This is a genomic window from Bacillus nakamurai (assembly GCF_001584325.1).
Taxonomy (GTDB): domain Bacteria; phylum Bacillota; class Bacilli; order Bacillales; family Bacillaceae; genus Bacillus; species Bacillus nakamurai.
The window spans coordinates 1-17,547 of the sequence record NZ_LSAZ01000027.1; the positions used below are offsets into that span (position 1 = coordinate 1).

The window sequence follows — 17,547 nt, forward strand, 5'->3', positions numbered from 1 at the left end:
CAAAAACGGGGGTCAGTCCAATACAAAGGATCGGGCTTCATATTTATCAGTAGGAAGAACCAGAAGTGCTGTTTGGATTTGTATCGCCAGCGCCGTCAGTTGTCTGTGAACTGCCGGTGCTGGCAGTGCCTGTACTGCCTGAAGTCGAACCAGTGGTGCCGTCAGTGCCTGTACTGCCTGAAGTCGAACCAGTGGTGCCGTCAGTGCCCGTACTGCCTGAAGTCGAATCAGTCGTATTGTCTGTGCTCGGGCTTCCTGTCGGATAATCTAAATGTTTCTGCAATGTCTCACGTACTTTTGCGAGGTTGGCTGCATCCGGTTCAAAATAGTAAGTTCCGCCCGTTGATGCGGTTCCGCCGCCGCCTAGATATAAATCTGACCCTGTAATGGTCAGCGTATCAATCTTTTTGCTGGTAAAGCCGCTGTAAATTTGCTGCAGGGCCAAACCTTCAGTGATACGAATATTCGTTTGTACGTTGTTGCTTGCTTTTTCAGCGATCTTATCAATCTTAGCAATATTGCTTGCTTTAGACATTTGATCGATCAGTGCGTTTAAGATTTGCTTCTGACGGTCATTACGGCCGAAGTCCCCTCGTTTATCCTGCTTTCTCATCCGCGCGTAAGCAAGGGCCTGCTCGCCATTCAAATGCATGTTGCCTTTCTTAAAGTAGATCCGTTTCTTTTTACTGACGTCACTCATCTCATCAAAATCAAACGGAACTTTTACATCGATTCCGCCGACCTCGTCGATGACATCCTTAAATCCGTTAAAATCGACCGTGACATACTTGTCAATCGGGATGCCTAGAAAGTCTTCGACGGTTGATACGGTCTCATCCGCACCGCCTTTAGAAAAAGCGGCATTGATTTTGGTCTTCTTACCAGTTGTATCCCCGGCAAGCGTCACACGCGTATCCCGCGGAATACTCAGCATTTTCATTGTTTTATTTCTCGGATCAAGGGTAACGACAATAAGAGAATCTGACCGGCCGCCTTTACCGCTTGTCGCATAATTTTCAATACCCATAAACAAAATGGAGAACGGTTTTTTCTTCATGTCGATGACTTCGTCCCTGAGCTTTGACTTATCTCCGCGGGAGAGGGCATCGTAGGAATGATCGGCCGCATTAATCGTTTTGTATACTTTATATCCGCCTACCCCGGCAGCGACTAACAAAACTAGGGTGAGCAGCAGCATAATTCTTTTAAATATAATCTTTCGTTTGCTTTTCTTCTTTTTCTTTCGAACACGTACTCTTACACGTTCAGCCATGACATTAGTCTCCTTTAGGATTGACGTCTGTTTCTAAATACGTCAGGTCTCCCTCTTTATTATCACTCTTGCCGTTCGTTAACTCTGTTATCCACTCGATAAATGCTTCTTTGTCTTTTTCTTCAACGTACGTTTCGAATTCGACATTTTCAGCATAATGGATGTCCTTCAGTAAAAAAACTGATTCTCTCAGTTCGTTCTCTATCTTTCCAAGCCATGTATAATCAGCCGATGTATGCATGACCCGCATCAGCTTCCGCTCCACGACTCCTATATGATTTAATCCTTCAGACACTGACTTTCCGTAAGCGCGAATCAATCCGCCGGCACCAAGCTTAATTCCGCCGAAATAACGGGTAACCACTGCGCAGGTATCTTTCAGCCCCCGTTTTTTCAGCACTTCCAGCATGGGAACGCCGGCTGTGCCGCTTGGTTCTCCGTCGTCATTCGCCTTTTGTATATGATCTGTTTCTCCGATCAAATAAGCTGAGCAGTTATGAGTCGCATTCCAGTGCTGTTTTTTTATCCTTTGAATAAACTCCTGCGCTTCCGTTTCAGAAGCAACACGGCTTAAATGGCAGATAAATCGTGATTTTTCAATCACAATCTCATGTTCACCCGCCTCTTTAACAGTTAAATAGCTGTGCAGCATGATTGCAGACCCTCCTGACAAGCATAAAAGACTTGTTTCTACAAATTCGAACAGACTTTAGAATTTTTGCGCATATTTTGGTATCATGAAAGAGTAAGAAAGTATATAAAAATGTTTTTTTCTAGAATATACGCATTCTTTCATTATAATTCGACATAAATTGCAGTTCAATTACATTTATAATAAAAATACATAACAACACCGTTACGGAGGGAGACTGATGAACAAATCGAAGATGGACTCCAAGGTTTTGGACTCTATACTCATGAAAATGCTGAAAACCGTGGACGGGAGCAAGGACGAGGTTTTTCAAATCGGAGAACAGTCGCGTCAGCAATACGAGCAATTGGTCGAGGAACTGAAACAGATCAAACAGCAAGTATACGAAGTCATTGAGCTTGGCGATAAACTTGAAGTTCATACCCGGCATGCGAGAAACCGCTTGTCAGAGGTCAGCAGAAACTTCCATAAATTCAGCGAAGAAGAAATTCGCAATGCCTATGAAAAAGCGCATAAGCTGCAAGTGGAACTGACGATGATCCAGCAGCGTGAAAAACAGCTGCGGGAGCGGAGGGATGATTTAGAACGCCGGCTTTTGGGCCTTCAGGAAATCATTGAACGGTCGGAATCATTGGTCAGCCAAATAACCGTCGTTCTCAATTACTTAAATCAAGATCTCCGCCAAGTGGGGCTGCTGCTTGCCGATGCGCAGGCTAAACAAGATTTCGGTTTAAGAATTATAGAAGCCCAAGAGGAAGAAAGAAAAAGAGTATCGAGAGAAATTCATGACGGACCGGCGCAAATGCTGGCAAATGTCATGATGAGATCTGAATTAATAGAACGGATTTTCCGCGACCGCGGTACAGAGGACGGCTTTCAGGAAATCAGAAATCTGCGTCAGAATGTGCGGAATGCCCTTTACGAAGTCAGAAGGATTATATATGATTTAAGACCGATGGCTCTTGATGATCTGGGGCTGATTCCGACACTGAGAAAATATCTTTATACAACTGAAGAATACAACGGAAAGGTGAAAATACATTTTCAATGTATTGGAGATACGGAAAGCAAGCGGCTTGCCCCTCAGTTTGAGGTGGCTCTTTTCAGGCTCGCCCAGGAAGCTGTCACAAATGCGTTAAAGCATTCGGAATCGGAAGAGATTACAGTTAAAGTAGAAGTGACCGCGGATTTTGTTATCCTCATTATAAAGGATAACGGAAAAGGTTTTGATGTTAAGGAAGCAAAACAGAAAAAGAACAAGTCCTTCGGTTTGCTGGGAATGAAAGAAAGAGTAGATTTGCTTGAAGGGACAATAACGATAGACTCTAAAATAGGTCTTGGGACATTTATCATGATTAAGGTTCCTTTATCTCTTGGCCTATAAACTGTTAAATAGAGCCAAAAGACATATTGACCGAACAGCGGCGTATATAGAACAATAGGATGAGGAGGCGTAGCGTGTGACTAAAGTAAACATTGTTATTATCGACGACCATCAATTATTTCGTGAGGGTGTAAAGCGAATACTGGATTTTGAACCTACCTTTGAAGTGGTAGCAGAAGGTGACGATGGAGATGAGGCGGCTCGTATTGTTGAGCACTATCATCCCGATGTAGTCATAATGGATATTAATATGCCGAATGTAAATGGAGTAGAGGCCACTAAACAGCTGGTTGAGCTGTATCCTGAGTCTAAGGTAATCATCCTCTCCATTCATGATGATGAAAATTATGTAACACATGCTTTAAAAACGGGTGCAAGAGGTTATCTGCTGAAAGAAATGGATGCGGATACGTTAATTGAAGCAGTCAAAGTGGTAGCCGAGGGCGGTTCTTACCTTCACCCGAAAGTAACCCACAATCTTGTCAATGAATTCCGCCGTCTTGCAACAAGCGGAGTTTCTGCTCATCCTCAGCATGAGGTTTATCCGGAAATTCGGAGACCATTACATATATTAACAAGACGGGAATGTGAAGTGCTGCAAATGCTTGCAGACGGAAAAAGCAACCGCGGAATCGGTGAGTCGCTGTTTATCAGTGAAAAAACAGTGAAAAACCACGTAAGTAATATTTTGCAAAAAATGAATGTAAATGACCGGACACAAGCCGTAGTCGTAGCCATTAAAAATGGCTGGGTAGAAATGCGTTAGACATGTATGAGGACTTGCCTATTATGGCAAGTCTTTTTTTATTGCTTAATATCAATTAAAATACTGATTAAGTACTTTATAAGGCAGGTATAGTGATGAATATTGCAGTTGTAACAGACAGTACAGCATATATTCCGAAAGAGATGAGGGAGGAGAATCATATTCACATGATCCCTCTTCAAGTGGTTTTCGGAGAGAAAACGTACCGTGAAGAAACGGAACTGGACTGGAGAAGCTTTTATAAAGAAGTAAAAAATCATGATGAACTTCCGACTACGTCCCAGCCTTCTTTTGGCGAATTAATCGCATTGTACGAAGAACTCGGCAAATCATACGATGCAGTCATCAGCATTCATCTCTCGAGCGGAATCAGCGGAACCTATAACAGTGCAGCCTCGGCTAATGCGATGGTTGACCATATCGAAGTTTATCCTTTTGACTCGGAAATCAGCTGTTTGGCACAGGGCTTCTATGCACTAAAAGCGGCACAGCTTATTAAGGACGGCGCTGATTCACCGGAAGCGATCATAAAAGAATTGGAAGAGATGAAAAAAACTGTACGGGCCTATTTTATGGTCGATGACTTAGCACATCTTCAGCGGGGCGGGCGTTTAAGCAGCGCGCAGGCTTTTATCGGCGGTCTGTTAAAGGTAAAGCCTATTCTTCATTTTGACAATAAGGTAATTGTGCCTTTTGAGAAGATTCGGACACGCAAAAAAGCGATTTCTAGAATTTTTGAGCTTTTAGACGAAGATGCCAGTAAAGGAATCCCGATGCAGGCTGCTGTCATCCATGCAAACCGAGAGGAAGAAGCCGGTGATATCATTGAAGAGCTGAGCCGGAAATATCCTCATGTCGAATTTTATAACAGCTATTTCGGAGCCGTTATCGGAACCCATCTGGGCGAAGGAGCAATCGGAATTGCCTGGTGTTTTAAAAATTAAGTGGAAATCTCCGTTTTCGAGGACGGAGATTTTTTATTTTCTTATTTTCGCAATTCGACATAAAACCCCCCGTCAGGCATACTTTGCGTAGAAAGGAGGCCGGGAAAATGACCGATGCCGAATCATCTGTTCTGCATGATTTCCTTTATGGGCGCCATTTGCTGAGAACGGAGCTTCCGTTTTCTGATGAATGCATCAGCCGTTATATAGAGAAAGGATATATAAAAGCTGAGCCGTCGGTTATTCAACATATAAATCGCTTTGTTTGCTGCCGCTGCGGCCAAAATGATCAAGAATACTTTGCATCCTTTTGCTCCGCATCTGCTGACAGGCACATTATCTATTGCCGTTCTTGTGTCATGATGGGGAGGGCTGACGAAATAACCCCTTTATATAGTTGGAACAAAAAAGATGAAAACTGCTGGGAGCCTGTAAAGCTTTCGTGGCAAGGGACGCTGACAGAAGGACAGCAGGAAGCGGCCGGCGCAATTATAGAAGCGATGAAAAAGAAAGAAGAGCTGCTGATATGGGCGGTTTGCGGATCGGGGAAAACGGAGATGCTGTTTCCCGGCATAGAGTTTGCGCTTAATCACGGCTTGCGTGTCTGTATCGCTACACCACGGACTGATGTCGTATTAGAGCTGCTGCCGAGACTGAAAAAAGCCTTTGAGAACGTCGCTATTTCTGCCCTGTACGGTGCCAGTGAAGATAAAGGCAGCCTGACTCCGCTCATGATATCAACCGCCCACCAGCTCATACGCTGCAAAGATGTTTTTGATGTGATGATTATTGACGAAGTAGATGCATTTCCTTTTTCTGCCGATCAAACACTCCAATTTGCCGTCGATAAAGCCAGAAAGAAAGACAGCACCCTCGTTTATGTGACTGCCACTCCCAGCGAAACCTTAAAAAAGAAAGCCGGATCAGGTCTCTTGAAAGCCGTTCGTATACCGGCCAGATATCATAGAAAGCCTTTGCCTGAGCCGCGGTTTTTATGGTGCGGTAATTGGCAGAAGAAGCTTGCGAATGGAAAGCTGCCGTCCTCCGTCATGGCGTGGGTCTATCAAAAGCTGGAAGCCGGGCTGCCTGTTTTTTTATTCGTTCCGTCGGTCCTCGTGCTTAACAAAGCAGCCGATTATTTTAAAAAATTAAACATTCGGGCAGAAGGCGTTCACGCGGAAGATACATCCAGAAAGGAAAAAGTAAAGCGGTTCAGAGACGGCCGGCTCGATCTGTTAATCACCACCACCATTTTAGAAAGAGGAGTAACCGTTCCGAAGGTTCAGACGTGTGTCCTCGGCGCTGAATCACCTATTTTCACAGAGAGCGCTCTTGTGCAAATCGCAGGCCGGACAGGCAGACATTACAAATATTTTAATGGGGAAGTCGTCTTGTTTCATTTTGGAATAACAAATGGAATGAAAAAAGCAAAAAAACATATAAAATATATGAACAAATTGGCACAAAAAAATAATTTGATAGACTAGTTAATTTCTGAAAACATGATACAGTATACTCATACTTTTCCAATGAGGAGCTGTCAACATGCTTGTCAATTCAAAAGAAATCGTATTGAAGGAACTTCTCGATCGCTATATGCCCCAGCTTAATATGAAATGCACGTGCCGAGTTTGTAAAAATGATGTTCTGGCACTTTCACTAAATCGGGCTGAGCCGGCTTATGTTACAGATAAAAAGAAAGTGGCCTATGCAAAAGCGGAACTGGTTGATAAACAAAAAAATACGGCTTTGCTCGTCATTCTGGCTGAATCAGCGGCGATTGTTTCTGTCAATCCGAGCGAGTTCTGTGAAGCGAGGGAAGGAGCGTAAATCTCTGAACTGTTTATTATGCGATTCGCCAATTTCCGGTTCACTGACATGGAGGTCGTTATTTTCTCTGGCACCGGACCATGATGTATGCAGCACATGCAGCAATCAATTTGAAAAGATTGCAGGGCCCGTATGCAATATGTGCGGAAGGCCTCAGCAAACAAGCCGGAAATGCGCTGATTGTCTGGCGCGGGAAGCAAAAACAGAACCGCGCCTTTTATTGCGGCAAAACCGCTCGGTTTATTTGTATAATGAGGCGATGAAGGACTCATTAGCCCGGTTTAAATTCAGGGGTGATGCGAAAATCATCAAAGCATACCAACGTGATTTTGCTGCCGGATTTAAAGCGGTGTACCCAACAAACACACATATCCTCGTCCCTATTCCGCTGAGCGCTGAACGGCAAGCGGAACGCGGATTCAATCAATCCGAGCTGCTGGCTTCCCTGCTCGGCAGGCCGGTCACTTCTCCCCTCATCCGGCTGAACAATGAAAAACAATCCAAAAAGAGCAAAGCGGAACGGCTTTCCGCAGAAAAAAAGTTTTCATGCAGAGTAAACTCCGCTGAGGGTATGAACGTCATATTAATAGACGATATTTATACGACGGGTGCCACATTACACCAAGCTGCCGAAGTCTTGTTGACGAAAGGCAAAGCATTATCGGTTTCCTCTTTTACTTTAATCAGGAGCTAAATCATTCGCTTTTTTTGCCGATATAATTGATAGAAATATCAGGCAGATTAAAGAATGAATAGGAGTTAAAACGATGGGTGAATTGGCGAATTGTCCAAAGTGCAATGCATTATTTTTTAAAACGAACCTGCAAACCGTATGCCAAGCGTGTATTAAAGAAGAAGAAAAAGATTTTGAAACCGTCTATAAATTTTTAAGAAAGCAAACAAACAGGCAGTCGACGATGCAGCAGATTACTGAAGAAACAGGTGTGGAAGAAGAGCTGATCCTCAAGTTTGTCAAACAAAAAAGGATTCAGATCAGCCAGCTTCCTAATTTGGCATATCCTTGTGAACGATGCGGAAATTCAATCAGAACAGGCAAGTTCTGCACATCCTGCCAGTCTGATATTGAGTCGCAATTAGACCATATGAACCAAGAGAAAGCCGCTGAATCTAAAGGTGGAAGTAGTTCTAAAGACACTTACTATGCCTATAATACCAAAAACACCTGATTCCCTAAACTAACTGATAACGCAGTCGATAAAAGAATTAGACTGCAAACAGAAAGCGAGAGGAATCCTATGAAAATCAATCAGTACGGAACACAATCCGTTAATCCATATCAAAAAAATTACGAAAAGCAAGCCGTACAAAAAGAGGCTGCAAAGCCGAAAGACAAAGTGGAAATTTCTTCTCATGCAAAAGAACTTCAAAATGCGTCAGATGCGGTCACTAACTCACGCCAGGAAAAAATCGCTCAGCTGAAAGCTGATATTGAGAGCGGAACATATAAAATAGATTCAAACAGCATCGCTGAAAAGATAGTTAATTTCTATAAAAAGCAATAAAAAGGAGAAAGCGAATGTCAGCAAAGCCAATTATTGATCAACTGAAGCGACTTTGCGTACTGCATGAACATCTGCTCACGCTGTCTGAGGAGAAAACGGAAGCGCTGAAAGCAGGTAAAACAAAAGAGCTTTCTAACATATTGACAAAAGAGCAAAAATACATTCAGGCAATCGGACAGACAGAAGAAGAACGGATCAAGTTAACTTCACAATTTCTCAGCCATGGTGAAGATAACACGATCGCTGCGTGTATCACTAAAACTTCAGGCAGTGAAAAACAGGAGCTTGAAGGATTATTTCAATCTCTTTCTGCGCTTCTTGACCGTCTTAAAGAAGTAAATGAGATGAATAAGCAGCTGACGATTCAGGCTTTACAATTCATTTCCACTGCATTTGACATGATAATGCCGGGTGAAAAAGGAAATATGAATTATAAAGAGCCGCAAGCGGCCCGCCAGCCTGTCAGCCGCTTGACATTGTTCGATTCAAAAGCTTAGAACGGAGGATTTTCAATGCCATCGACTTTTATGGGCCTCGAAACAGCCAGGCGTGCGCTGAGTGCGCAGCAGACTGCTTTGAGCACAGTTTCAAATAACGTTGCAAACGCAAATACAGAAGGATATACGAGGCAGCGCGTATCTCTGCAATCAACGAGCCCTTACCCTGCTGTATCGAAAAATAGCGAGCTGATAGCGGGACAAATCGGAACCGGTGTAAAAGCGGGTTCAGTGGAACGAGTCAGAGACAGCTTTTTAGATTATCAATACAGAACTGAAAACACAAAATTAGGTTACTATACCGCCCGTTCAAATTCATTATCACAAATGGAAGGCGTCATGAAAGAACTTGATGATAACGGATTAAACGGATCGCTCAATTCTTTTTGGAATGCACTTCAGGATCTGGCGACGAATCCGGAAAATACGGGGGCGCGCTCGGTATTACAGGAGCAAGGAAAATCTCTTGCGGAGAGCTTTAACTATATATCAAACTCACTGACGAATATTCAAGGCGATATTAAAAAGAATTTGGATAATACCGCGGATCAGGTCAATTCTATTCTTAATCAGCTGAACGACCTGAATACTCAAATAGCCGCCGTTGAACCGAGCGGCATGCTGCCTAATGATTTATATGACAAAAGAGATAGTTTGCTTGATCAATTATCTTCTATGACAAATATAAAGATTTCATATAATAAGTCAGGCGGCAACGCTTTGGCAATCGCTGAAGGCACGGTTAATGTGGAATTGCTTAACGGCAATAACAATTCAATCGGAACGCTGCTGGACGGTAAAACCAAAACCGTTTCTGAAATGAAAATAAACTATGACAAAGACAGCGGACTTGTTGCGAGTGTTTCCTTAGGGGACAGCACCGTTAATGCAGATGCTTTTTCCGGCAAAGGATCACTTTTAGGTTTGATTGAGTCATACGGCTATATGTCAAATGGAGAGGAAAAAGGACTTTATCCGGAAATGCTTTCGGCTCTTGATGACATGGCTCTTTCCTTTGTGAATGCGTTTAACACAGTCCATGAAAACGGAAAGACGTATACGGGCGAACAGGGCGGAGCCTTCTTTGATTTCAGCGGGGACGAAGCCGTGCCGACAAAAGGGGCGGCGGCCAAAATTAAAGTCAGTGACAAAATTCTTGCATCCACTGACAATATCGCAGCTTCATTAAATGGACAAAAAAGCGACGGCGCAAATGCGACTAACTTAGCCGCAGTGCAAAACAGCAAGCTGACAATTAACGGTGAGACCACAACGATTAACGACTTTTATGAGTCCCTTATCGGGAAACTCGGCGTCAATTCGCAGAAGGCCGCCAATCTTATGAAGAACTCTGAAAGCAATACCCTTTCAGCTGATGAACGGAGACAATCGGTCAGTGCGGTCTCATTAGATGAAGAAATGACAAATATGATTCAGTTTCAGCATGCTTATAATGCAGCTGCGCGAATCATTACAATGCAGGATGAAATATACGATAAAATTATTAACGGTATGGGCACCGGAGGAAGATAGGAGATAAGTAAATGAGAGTAACTCAAGGGATGATCGCTAAAAATTCTCTTCGATTTATCGGCTCAAGTTATGACAAACTCGATCGGCTTCAGCAGCAAGTGTCTACAGGGAAAAAAATCACGAAAGCTTCTGATGATCCGGTTGTAGCGATGAAGGGAATGCAGTACCGCACTCAGCTTGCGCAAGTCAAGCAGTACCAAAGAAACGTTTCACAAGGTTTTACATGGCTGGAAAACTCGGAATCAAGCGTAAATTCGGCAACGGATGTTATGGGTAAAATACGTGATTTGATGGTTCAGGCCAAAAGTGATTCAAACGGTGAAACGGAATTAAAGGCAATCGGAACGGAAGTCGGCCAGCTGAAAAAACAGCTCGTTTCTATCGCAAACACTCAAGTAAACGGCCGTTACCTGTTTAACGGAACGAATTCAGATGTTCCGCCGATCACTGAAAACGCCGACGGTACATACACGTACAATTATGAGAACTATACCAGCTCTTCAGATGTTAATATTAATATCTCGAACGGAGCGGTGCTGAAGGTGAATTCAGATCCGAATTCCGCCTTTGGGGGAGTCGCTCAAAATGGTGATAATGTATTTCAATTTCTTAATTCATTAGAAGACTCATTAAGTAAAGGCACTCTTTCAGATGCTGATTCAGATAAGATTCTGTCAGACATCGACGGCTTTACGGATAAAATGAATGCTGAGAAATCAAACATCGGCGCACGGACAAACCGCTTGGAACTCGTTCAGACAAGGCTTGAATCTCAAGCTGCAACAGCAGAAAAAGTGTTATCGGATAATGAAGATGTAGAAATGGAAGATGTGATTGTTGATTATTTGTCTCAGCAAACTGTTCATAAAGCAGCACTGTCTGTAAATGCAAATATCATTCAGCCGTCACTGATTGACTTTCTGAAATAACAATACATTTCATCTGCCATTTCAGACTCTATAAAAAAAGCGACTCACAACAGGGAGATCGCTTTTTTTACTAGAACATGCAAACTGAGGAGGGATTTCTGTGCAGATGCCGAGATTGATTATTGACAGTGTGCCTGCTAAAATCGGTATTACCATTCAGAAGGAAGAAATCGAGATGGAACAGCCGCCGGCCGACTTGGAAATTGAGCAGCCGCCGGCCGATTTGAAAATTGAAAGCACCCCGGCAAAATTGACCATTGATCAGACGAGGGCTTGGGAGAATCTTAATCTGAAGTCTTTTGAAAAGCTTAACGCTGAAGCTGCCCAAAAAGGGGCGGAAGCCTGCAGTGAATTTATTGCAAAAACGGTCAGGGAAGGGAAAGAAATGGCTGCTATTGAAAAGAAAACGGGTAATGTCATGGCCAGACAGGCAGCCGATGTCAGCCCGCCCGATCCATTCGGCGAATTCAGTGACTTTCTGCCTGCGCAGTTTCTTGTCGACATTGACTGTATTCCTTCAGAGCTTACGGTTGATATTGAAGCTCACAAGCCGTCAATTGAAGCCGTCGCCCATAAACCGATATGGAATTACACACCGGGTGAAGTTCAGATTGATATGGTGCAAGATCCTAAAGTAACGATTTCGGTTGATGACGGCAAAACAGAATAAAAGATGAAAGTTGTAAAGGATTGATTGTGAAGCATGATTATTCAAACAAAATACCACGGGGAAATCAGAATAGACGAAGGGCAGATTATCTCATTTGAAAGCGGCTTGCCCGGGTTTAATGACGAGACCCAATTTGTTGTTCTTCCTTTGTCAAAGGATTCGCCGTTTTTAGCGCTGCAATCTGTCAAACAGGAGCACATCGCCTTCATTGTCGCCAGTCCGTTTATTTTCTTTAAAGGGTACGAATTCGATATTGATAACGCGACGATTGAGCTTTTGAATATCGAAAACATAGAAGACGTTGAGGTTATGGCGATTTTAACGATTGAAGAGCCGTTTGAAAACACAACAGCTAATTTAAAAGCGCCGATTGTCGTCAATAAAAAGGAAATGAAGGCAAAACAAATCATTTTACATGATGCTTCCTTTGAAACTAAACATTTGATAGGAGGAGGATCATGTTAGTCTTATCGAGAAAAGTGAATGAATCCATTCAGATTGGTCCCGATATTGAAATAAAAGTGATTGCGATTGAAGGAGAGCAGGTGAAGCTGGGAATCGAAGCCCCTCAGCACGTTGATATCCACCGTAAAGAAATATACCTGTCCATCCTGGAAGAAAACAACAGAGCGGTTTCTTTTAATACTGATTTATTGTTTAATTTATCCTCACAAAAAAAGTGAGGATTTTTTTATTTTTATATAAACAATAGAAGCGGCCATCCGATATATATAGTGTAGCCATTGGGAGGAAATATCTTCTTTTGAATGAAGCTGCACATATGCACAAGGACGTGCGAAAAACAATTCAGGGAGGAAATACAAAATGAGAATCAACCACAATATCGCGGCTCTTAACACAAGCCGTCAGCTGAATGCAGGTTCAAACGCTGCTTCAAAAAACATGGAAAAATTATCTTCAGGTCTTCGCATCAACCGCGCTGGTGATGACGCTGCGGGTCTTGCGATCTCTGAAAAAATGCGTTCTCAAATCCGCGGTTTAGACATGGCGTCTAAAAACGCTCAAGACGGAATCTCTCTTATCCAAACATCTGAAGGTGCATTAAATGAAACTCACAGCATTCTTCAGCGTATGAGCGAGCTTGCTACACAAGCGGCGAACGATACAAACACAGATTCAGACCGTTCTGAGCTTCAAAAAGAGATGGACCAATTAGCGTCTGAAGTAACAAGAATCTCTACTGACACTGAGTTCAACACGAAAAAACTTCTTGACGGGTCTGCAAAAGATCTTACGTTCCAAATCGGAGCTAACGAAGGCCAAACAATGACTTTGTCTATCAATAAGATGGATTCTGAAAGCTTAAAAGTCGGTACGACTTATACAGTTCAAGCAGATGGATCACTTAAATCAGGTGATGGAAACAGCACTGCTGCTTGGTCAGATGAAGTAAAAGACCCAACTTCTGGTGAAGTCACAAAAGCAGCTGGATATTATGATACTAAAGGAAATATTGTAGGAACTGAAAAATTACAAGAAGGCGATAAATTATCTAAAGGTATCGACATCTCATCTTCTGCTAAAGCTGCGTCTTCAGCTCTTACAACAATCAAAACAGCTATCGACACAGTATCTAGCGAGCGTGCTAAACTTGGTGCGGTTCAAAACCGTTTAGAGCACACAATCAACAATCTTGGTACTTCTTCTGAGAACCTGACATCTGCTGAATCACGTATCCGTGATGTAGACATGGCTTCTGAGATGATGGAGTACACGAAAAACAACATTCTTACTCAAGCTTCTCAAGCAATGCTTGCGCAAGCTAACCAACAGCCTCAGCAAGTTCTTCAATTGCTTAAAGGTTAATGGCGGAAAGACCTTGGTTTATCCAGGGTCTTTTTTTATTTCTTCAGCATTTCCCCTCAGGCAAAACCTCACACGGAGTATCAAAGCAAGCACGAAATTGACAAAATGAATCGTCATAATTTGCAGTTAAAATATTGAAAACATTTTAATCTGACCGATATAAGAATAAGATCATGCAATCACGGTGCTGTGATATGATAAACAGTCGGAAATTCATAGAGCCGTCTACGACTAAAGTCGAAAAGGAGAGGTACATATGGTCACAAGAATTACAGGTCTTAATTCCGGTCTTGATGTAGATTCATTGGTTAAAAAGCTGATGGAAGCTGAAAAACAGCCGCTGAATAAATTAAACCAGCAAAAGCAGACGCTAGAATGGAAGCGTGACGCTTATCGGGACATGAATACCCAAATTACCGACATGTATTCAACTACTTTTAATAATATGCTGCTATCCACAAACTGGAATAAAAAAACAGTGACGAGTTCGGATTCCAGTGTCAGCGCTGTTGCAGTCGGTGCTGAGCAAAATATATCAACAAGCATGTCAGTTCAGCAGCTGGCTACGCAGACAACGTATAAATCCGCGGGCGCCATCAATTTCACTTCAGGTCAAGCCAGCACCCTGAAATTCAATGTCACAAATCCGGGAGAAACAAAGCCGTCTGAAGTAAGTGTCACTATTTCTGCAACCGACACGATTGATGATGTAGTTTCTAAACTGAACAAATCCGGACTTGGTGTCACGGCTTTAAAAGAAAAGATTTCTAACGGTACGGATTATGTGGATACGATCGCGCTGACTTCTAATAAAACAGGGGAAGGATTTACTCTTTCTGCAGGAGATGATACGACAAAAAGCTTTTTGAAGGATCAGCTCGGTTTTGCCGTGGATGATACGACAAATGAACTGACGGCAAACGCGGAAGGTAAAAACGCGAAGTTTACGTTTAACGGTCTTGAGATGACGAAAACGTCAAATGACTTCACGATCAACGGAATCAAATATACGTTAAACAGCGTAACAGAAAACAATAAAACGGTTACGATTAACAGCACGACTGATACGGACGGTATTTTTAATAATATTAAAGATTTTGTTGATAAATACAACACGTTAATTAAAAATGTAAACGCGAAGGTGACTGAATCAAAGTACCGTGACTATGCCCCCTTAACCGATGAACAGAGAGAGGCAATGACTGATAAGCAGGTTGAGCAGTGGGAGGAAAAAGCAAAAAGCGGTTTATTACGGAGCGACAGCACGCTTCAAAGCGGTTTGTCAGAGATGCGGGTTGATCTGTATTCACCCGTGACGATTGACGGGAAAAAATATCAGCTTGCCGATTTTGGTATCGAAACGTCTGAGAACTATGCCGATCAAGGAAAGCTCGTCATTAAAGACGAAGCGAAATTGAAAGCGAAAATTACTGAAAATCCTTCTCTGGTGGCTAAGCTGTTTAATGCAGACAGTCCCGACACCACGAAGACCAAAAATCCGGAAGAGCAGGGCATTGCCAGAAGATTAAAAGATACGTTAAGCGCGATGCAAACAAAAATTACAAAACAAGCGGGAACTGAAAGCTCTGTATCGACCAGCTTTTCAATCGGGAAAAACTTGAATGAGGTAGAAAAGAATATTTCTGATATGAAAACGAAGCTGGATGACATCGAAACGAGATATTATAAAAAATTCAGCGCGATGGAGTCGGCTTTAGAAAAATTGAACAGCCAATCTTCATATCTCATGTCGATGTTAGGATCTTCAACATCATAATTTTGGAGGTTTAATAAAAATGGCAATAAATAATCCCTTTGCTGCTTATCAGCAAACATCCGTCTATACAGCTGCCCCCGAAGAGCTTACACTCATGCTTTATAACGGATGTCTGCGTTTTATCAAATTGGCCAAGCAGGCCATGAAGCAGAAAAACCCTGAAGCCAAAAATGAAAATATCGTGAAGGCGCAAAACATCATTCAAGAGCTCAGTCTTACGTTAAACCGGGAGATTGAAATTTCTGAGCAGATGTCATCTATTTATGATTACATCCGGCGCCGTTTGATCGAAGCGAACGTGCAGAATAACGAGGGTTTTTTAGATGAGGCAGAAAAACTTGTTACTGATTTTCGCGATACGTGGAAGCAGGCCATGCAGACTGAGCGGAAAAATAACCATGGCACAGGCGGTCTTGCCTGATGAACAACAGTATCTTCTCTCTATATAACGAAACGAAGGACATGTACTCCGCGTTAAAAGGCGCTCCGGAAAGCGACAGCCTCGTAGAAAGCATCACGGCGTTTACGGAGAAAAGGGAGGGGATGCTCGCGTCCATAAGGCCGCCTTTCTCCGCAGAAGAAAAAGCGATGCTGCAGCAGGTGGCGGCTTGGGACCGCCTGATTACAGACGAAGTGAAAAGAGTTCAAGAGATTGTCAGAAATGAAATCAAGATGCTTAAGAAAAAACGTGTCTACCACAACACGTATTTTAATCCGTATCATCAAACAACGAGTGACGGCCGTTATTACGACAAACGTAAATAGGTGAGTGCTTTGAGAAGTTTGAACGATTACCATTTGGTGTCAGCTTACTACCAGCTTCTTTTTACGATTGATGAGGGGCTTTGCTACTTATTGGATACGCATGATGATTTTTTTAAGACGGAAGGCGAACGGATTTACAACGATCTGATTCAGGCTTTTTTCCATCTTGATTCTTCCCATACGCTCCTTCTGTCAATTGTTGAGAATCAATGCGTGGAAATCGCCATCAGGTCATTTGACGACATCTTTCAGGATTTCAGCATGTTAAATGATTATGATTTTCCGTCTGAATCATTTCAGGAGTTTTTAAAAAACAGCTTTTTGCCCCATTATAAGCTGTGGATGGAGCAGACCCACCACTGTATCAAACCGTATGTCATCCACTAGACCTGCTGCAATCCGGCAGGTCTTTTGCCTGCATGTTTTGCATATACTTGTAACTCTGCTGAGGGCAGTCAGGCAAAACCGACACCATTCGTCATCGTTCACTGATTTTACACAATATTTTTTCGTTTCGGCAGGGATCATAAAGGGTAATAGAGAAATAGATACATATCCTTAGATAAAGGGAGGCGTTCTTTGATGAACTACAATATCAGAGGAGAAAACATTGAGGTTACACCCGCGTTAAAGGATCATGTGGAGAAAAAACTCGGCAAGCTGGAGAGATATTTCGAGCAAAGCGTCAACGCCGACGTGAACGTCAACTTAAAATTCTACAACGATAAGGAATCAAAAGTTGAAGTTACCATTCCGATGACTGATCTGGCGCTTCGTTCTGAGGTGCATAACGAGGATATGTACAATGCCGTTGATCTCGCAACAAACAAGCTGGAACGTCAGATCCGTAAGCATAAAACGAAAGTAAACCGCAAATTCCGCGAACAGGGATCACCGAAACATTTATTCGAAAACGGCAGCGCCGCTGATGCGGGCGTAGCGGTTCAGGATGAAATAGAGGATGACAGCCCTGATATTGTCCGTCAAAAACGCTTCAATTTAAAGCCGATGGATAATGAAGAAGCGATTTTACAAATGAATATGCTCGGCCATAATTTCTTCGTATTTACAAATGCGGAGACGAATCTCACAAATGTCGTCTACCGCAGGAATGACGGGAAATACGGATTAATTGAACCGACTGAATAAACACATCCAGCCTTCCGTGAACGCGCGG

22 protein-coding genes are annotated in these 17,547 nt (G+C 42.8%); 20 read left to right on the forward strand and 2 right to left on the reverse strand.

All coding sequences use genetic code 11. The annotated features are described in order from the left end of the window. Nucleotides 1-46 precede the first annotated feature (46 nt). Entirely contained in the window at nt 47-1,273 is a 1,227-nt protein-coding gene (locus tag AXI59_RS12900) for an LCP family protein (RefSeq protein ID WP_061528442.1), read from the reverse strand. 4 nt (nt 1,274-1,277) lie between these two features. After that, a complete protein-coding gene (locus tag AXI59_RS12905) occupies nt 1,278-1,925 on the reverse strand; it encodes a YigZ family protein (RefSeq protein ID WP_061522651.1) in 648 nt (215 codons plus the stop codon). Nucleotides 1,926-2,145: 220 nt separating this feature from the next. Here AXI59_RS12905 and degS point away from each other — a divergent pair, with 220 nt between their 5' ends. The 20 genes from degS (at nt 2,146) to hpf (ending at nt 17,519) form a co-directional block, all read left to right on the forward strand. Beyond that, nucleotides 2,146-3,309: a two-component sensor histidine kinase DegS gene (gene degS / locus AXI59_RS12910; RefSeq protein ID WP_061522652.1), complete on the forward strand. Its 1,164-nt coding sequence runs from the start codon at nt 2,146-2,148 to the stop codon at nt 3,307-3,309. 76 nt (nt 3,310-3,385) lie between these two features. Further along, nucleotides 3,386-4,075, forward strand: coding sequence for a two-component system response regulator DegU (degU, locus tag AXI59_RS12915; protein WP_003219701.1), 690 nt, complete (start codon nt 3,386-3,388; stop codon nt 4,073-4,075). Between the two features lie 95 nt (nt 4,076-4,170). Then, nucleotides 4,171-5,019 (forward strand): DegV family protein, encoded by an 849-nt coding sequence (locus tag AXI59_RS12920; RefSeq protein ID WP_061528443.1) that lies wholly within the window; start codon nt 4,171-4,173, stop codon nt 5,017-5,019. Nucleotides 5,020-5,126: 107 nt separating this feature from the next. Beyond that, on the forward strand, nt 5,127-6,506 hold the full coding sequence (locus tag AXI59_RS12925) for an ATP-dependent helicase ComFA (protein ID WP_061522654.1): 1,380 nt from the start codon (nt 5,127-5,129) through the stop codon (nt 6,504-6,506). Nucleotides 6,507-6,564: 58 nt separating this feature from the next. Next, on the forward strand, nt 6,565-6,849 hold the full coding sequence (gene comFB / locus AXI59_RS12930) for a late competence protein ComFB (RefSeq protein WP_061522655.1): 285 nt from the start codon (nt 6,565-6,567) through the stop codon (nt 6,847-6,849). 4 nt (nt 6,850-6,853) lie between these two features. After that, entirely contained in the window at nt 6,854-7,543 is a 690-nt protein-coding gene (locus tag AXI59_RS12935) for an amidophosphoribosyltransferase (RefSeq protein WP_061522720.1), read from the forward strand. A 73-nt stretch (nt 7,544-7,616) separates the two neighbouring features. Then, nucleotides 7,617-8,036 carry a TIGR03826 family flagellar region protein gene (locus AXI59_RS12940; protein WP_061528444.1) on the forward strand — a complete coding sequence of 140 codons (420 nt, stop codon included), beginning with the start codon at nt 7,617-7,619 and terminating at the stop codon, nt 8,034-8,036. 69 nt (nt 8,037-8,105) lie between these two features. Beyond that, the gene (flgM, locus tag AXI59_RS12945; protein WP_061522657.1) at nt 8,106-8,372 is read left to right on the forward strand and encodes a flagellar biosynthesis anti-sigma factor FlgM; all 267 of its coding nucleotides are present in this window, start codon (nt 8,106-8,108) and stop codon (nt 8,370-8,372) included. A gap of 14 nt (nt 8,373-8,386) precedes the next feature. After that, nucleotides 8,387-8,869: a flagellar protein FlgN gene (locus AXI59_RS12950; protein WP_061528445.1), complete on the forward strand. Its 483-nt coding sequence runs from the start codon at nt 8,387-8,389 to the stop codon at nt 8,867-8,869. 15 nt (nt 8,870-8,884) lie between these two features. Continuing rightward, on the forward strand, nt 8,885-10,402 hold the full coding sequence (gene flgK, locus AXI59_RS12955; protein ID WP_061528446.1) for a flagellar hook-associated protein FlgK: 1,518 nt from the start codon (nt 8,885-8,887) through the stop codon (nt 10,400-10,402). Nucleotides 10,403-10,413: 11 nt separating this feature from the next. Next, on the forward strand, nt 10,414-11,331 hold the full coding sequence (flgL, locus tag AXI59_RS12960; protein ID WP_061522660.1) for a flagellar hook-associated protein FlgL: 918 nt from the start codon (nt 10,414-10,416) through the stop codon (nt 11,329-11,331). A gap of 100 nt (nt 11,332-11,431) precedes the next feature. After that, nucleotides 11,432-12,001 (forward strand): DUF6470 family protein, encoded by a 570-nt coding sequence (locus tag AXI59_RS12965; RefSeq protein WP_061528447.1) that lies wholly within the window; start codon nt 11,432-11,434, stop codon nt 11,999-12,001. Between the two features lie 33 nt (nt 12,002-12,034). Next, nucleotides 12,035-12,466 carry a flagellar assembly protein FliW gene (fliW, locus tag AXI59_RS12970; protein WP_061528448.1) on the forward strand — a complete coding sequence of 144 codons (432 nt, stop codon included), beginning with the start codon at nt 12,035-12,037 and terminating at the stop codon, nt 12,464-12,466. Beyond that, nucleotides 12,460-12,684: a carbon storage regulator CsrA gene (gene csrA, locus AXI59_RS12975; protein ID WP_061522663.1), complete on the forward strand. Its 225-nt coding sequence runs from the start codon at nt 12,460-12,462 to the stop codon at nt 12,682-12,684. Before fliW ends, csrA begins: the two co-directional genes overlap by 7 nt. Before the next feature lie 142 nt (nt 12,685-12,826). Then, a complete protein-coding gene (locus AXI59_RS12980; protein WP_061528449.1) occupies nt 12,827-13,828 on the forward strand; it encodes a flagellin N-terminal helical domain-containing protein in 1,002 nt (333 codons plus the stop codon). A gap of 256 nt (nt 13,829-14,084) precedes the next feature. Further along, nucleotides 14,085-15,605 (forward strand): flagellar hook-associated protein 2, encoded by a 1,521-nt coding sequence (locus AXI59_RS12985; protein ID WP_061528450.1) that lies wholly within the window; start codon nt 14,085-14,087, stop codon nt 15,603-15,605. Nucleotides 15,606-15,624: 19 nt separating this feature from the next. After that, nucleotides 15,625-16,026 (forward strand): flagellar export chaperone FliS, encoded by a 402-nt coding sequence (fliS, locus tag AXI59_RS12990; protein WP_061528451.1) that lies wholly within the window; start codon nt 15,625-15,627, stop codon nt 16,024-16,026. Next, nucleotides 16,026-16,370 (forward strand): flagellar protein FliT, encoded by a 345-nt coding sequence (gene fliT / locus AXI59_RS12995; RefSeq protein ID WP_061522667.1) that lies wholly within the window; start codon nt 16,026-16,028, stop codon nt 16,368-16,370. The genes fliS and fliT overlap by 1 nt, the downstream gene beginning before the upstream one ends. 9 nt (nt 16,371-16,379) lie before the next feature. Beyond that, the gene (locus AXI59_RS13000; protein ID WP_061522668.1) at nt 16,380-16,757 is read left to right on the forward strand and encodes a DUF8042 domain-containing protein; all 378 of its coding nucleotides are present in this window, start codon (nt 16,380-16,382) and stop codon (nt 16,755-16,757) included. A 195-nt stretch (nt 16,758-16,952) separates the two neighbouring features. Continuing rightward, complete coding sequence (gene hpf / locus AXI59_RS13005; RefSeq protein WP_061522669.1) at nt 16,953-17,519, forward strand: ribosome hibernation-promoting factor, HPF/YfiA family; 567 nt, start codon at nt 16,953-16,955, stop codon at nt 17,517-17,519. The last annotated feature ends 28 nt before the right edge of the window (nt 17,520-17,547 follow it).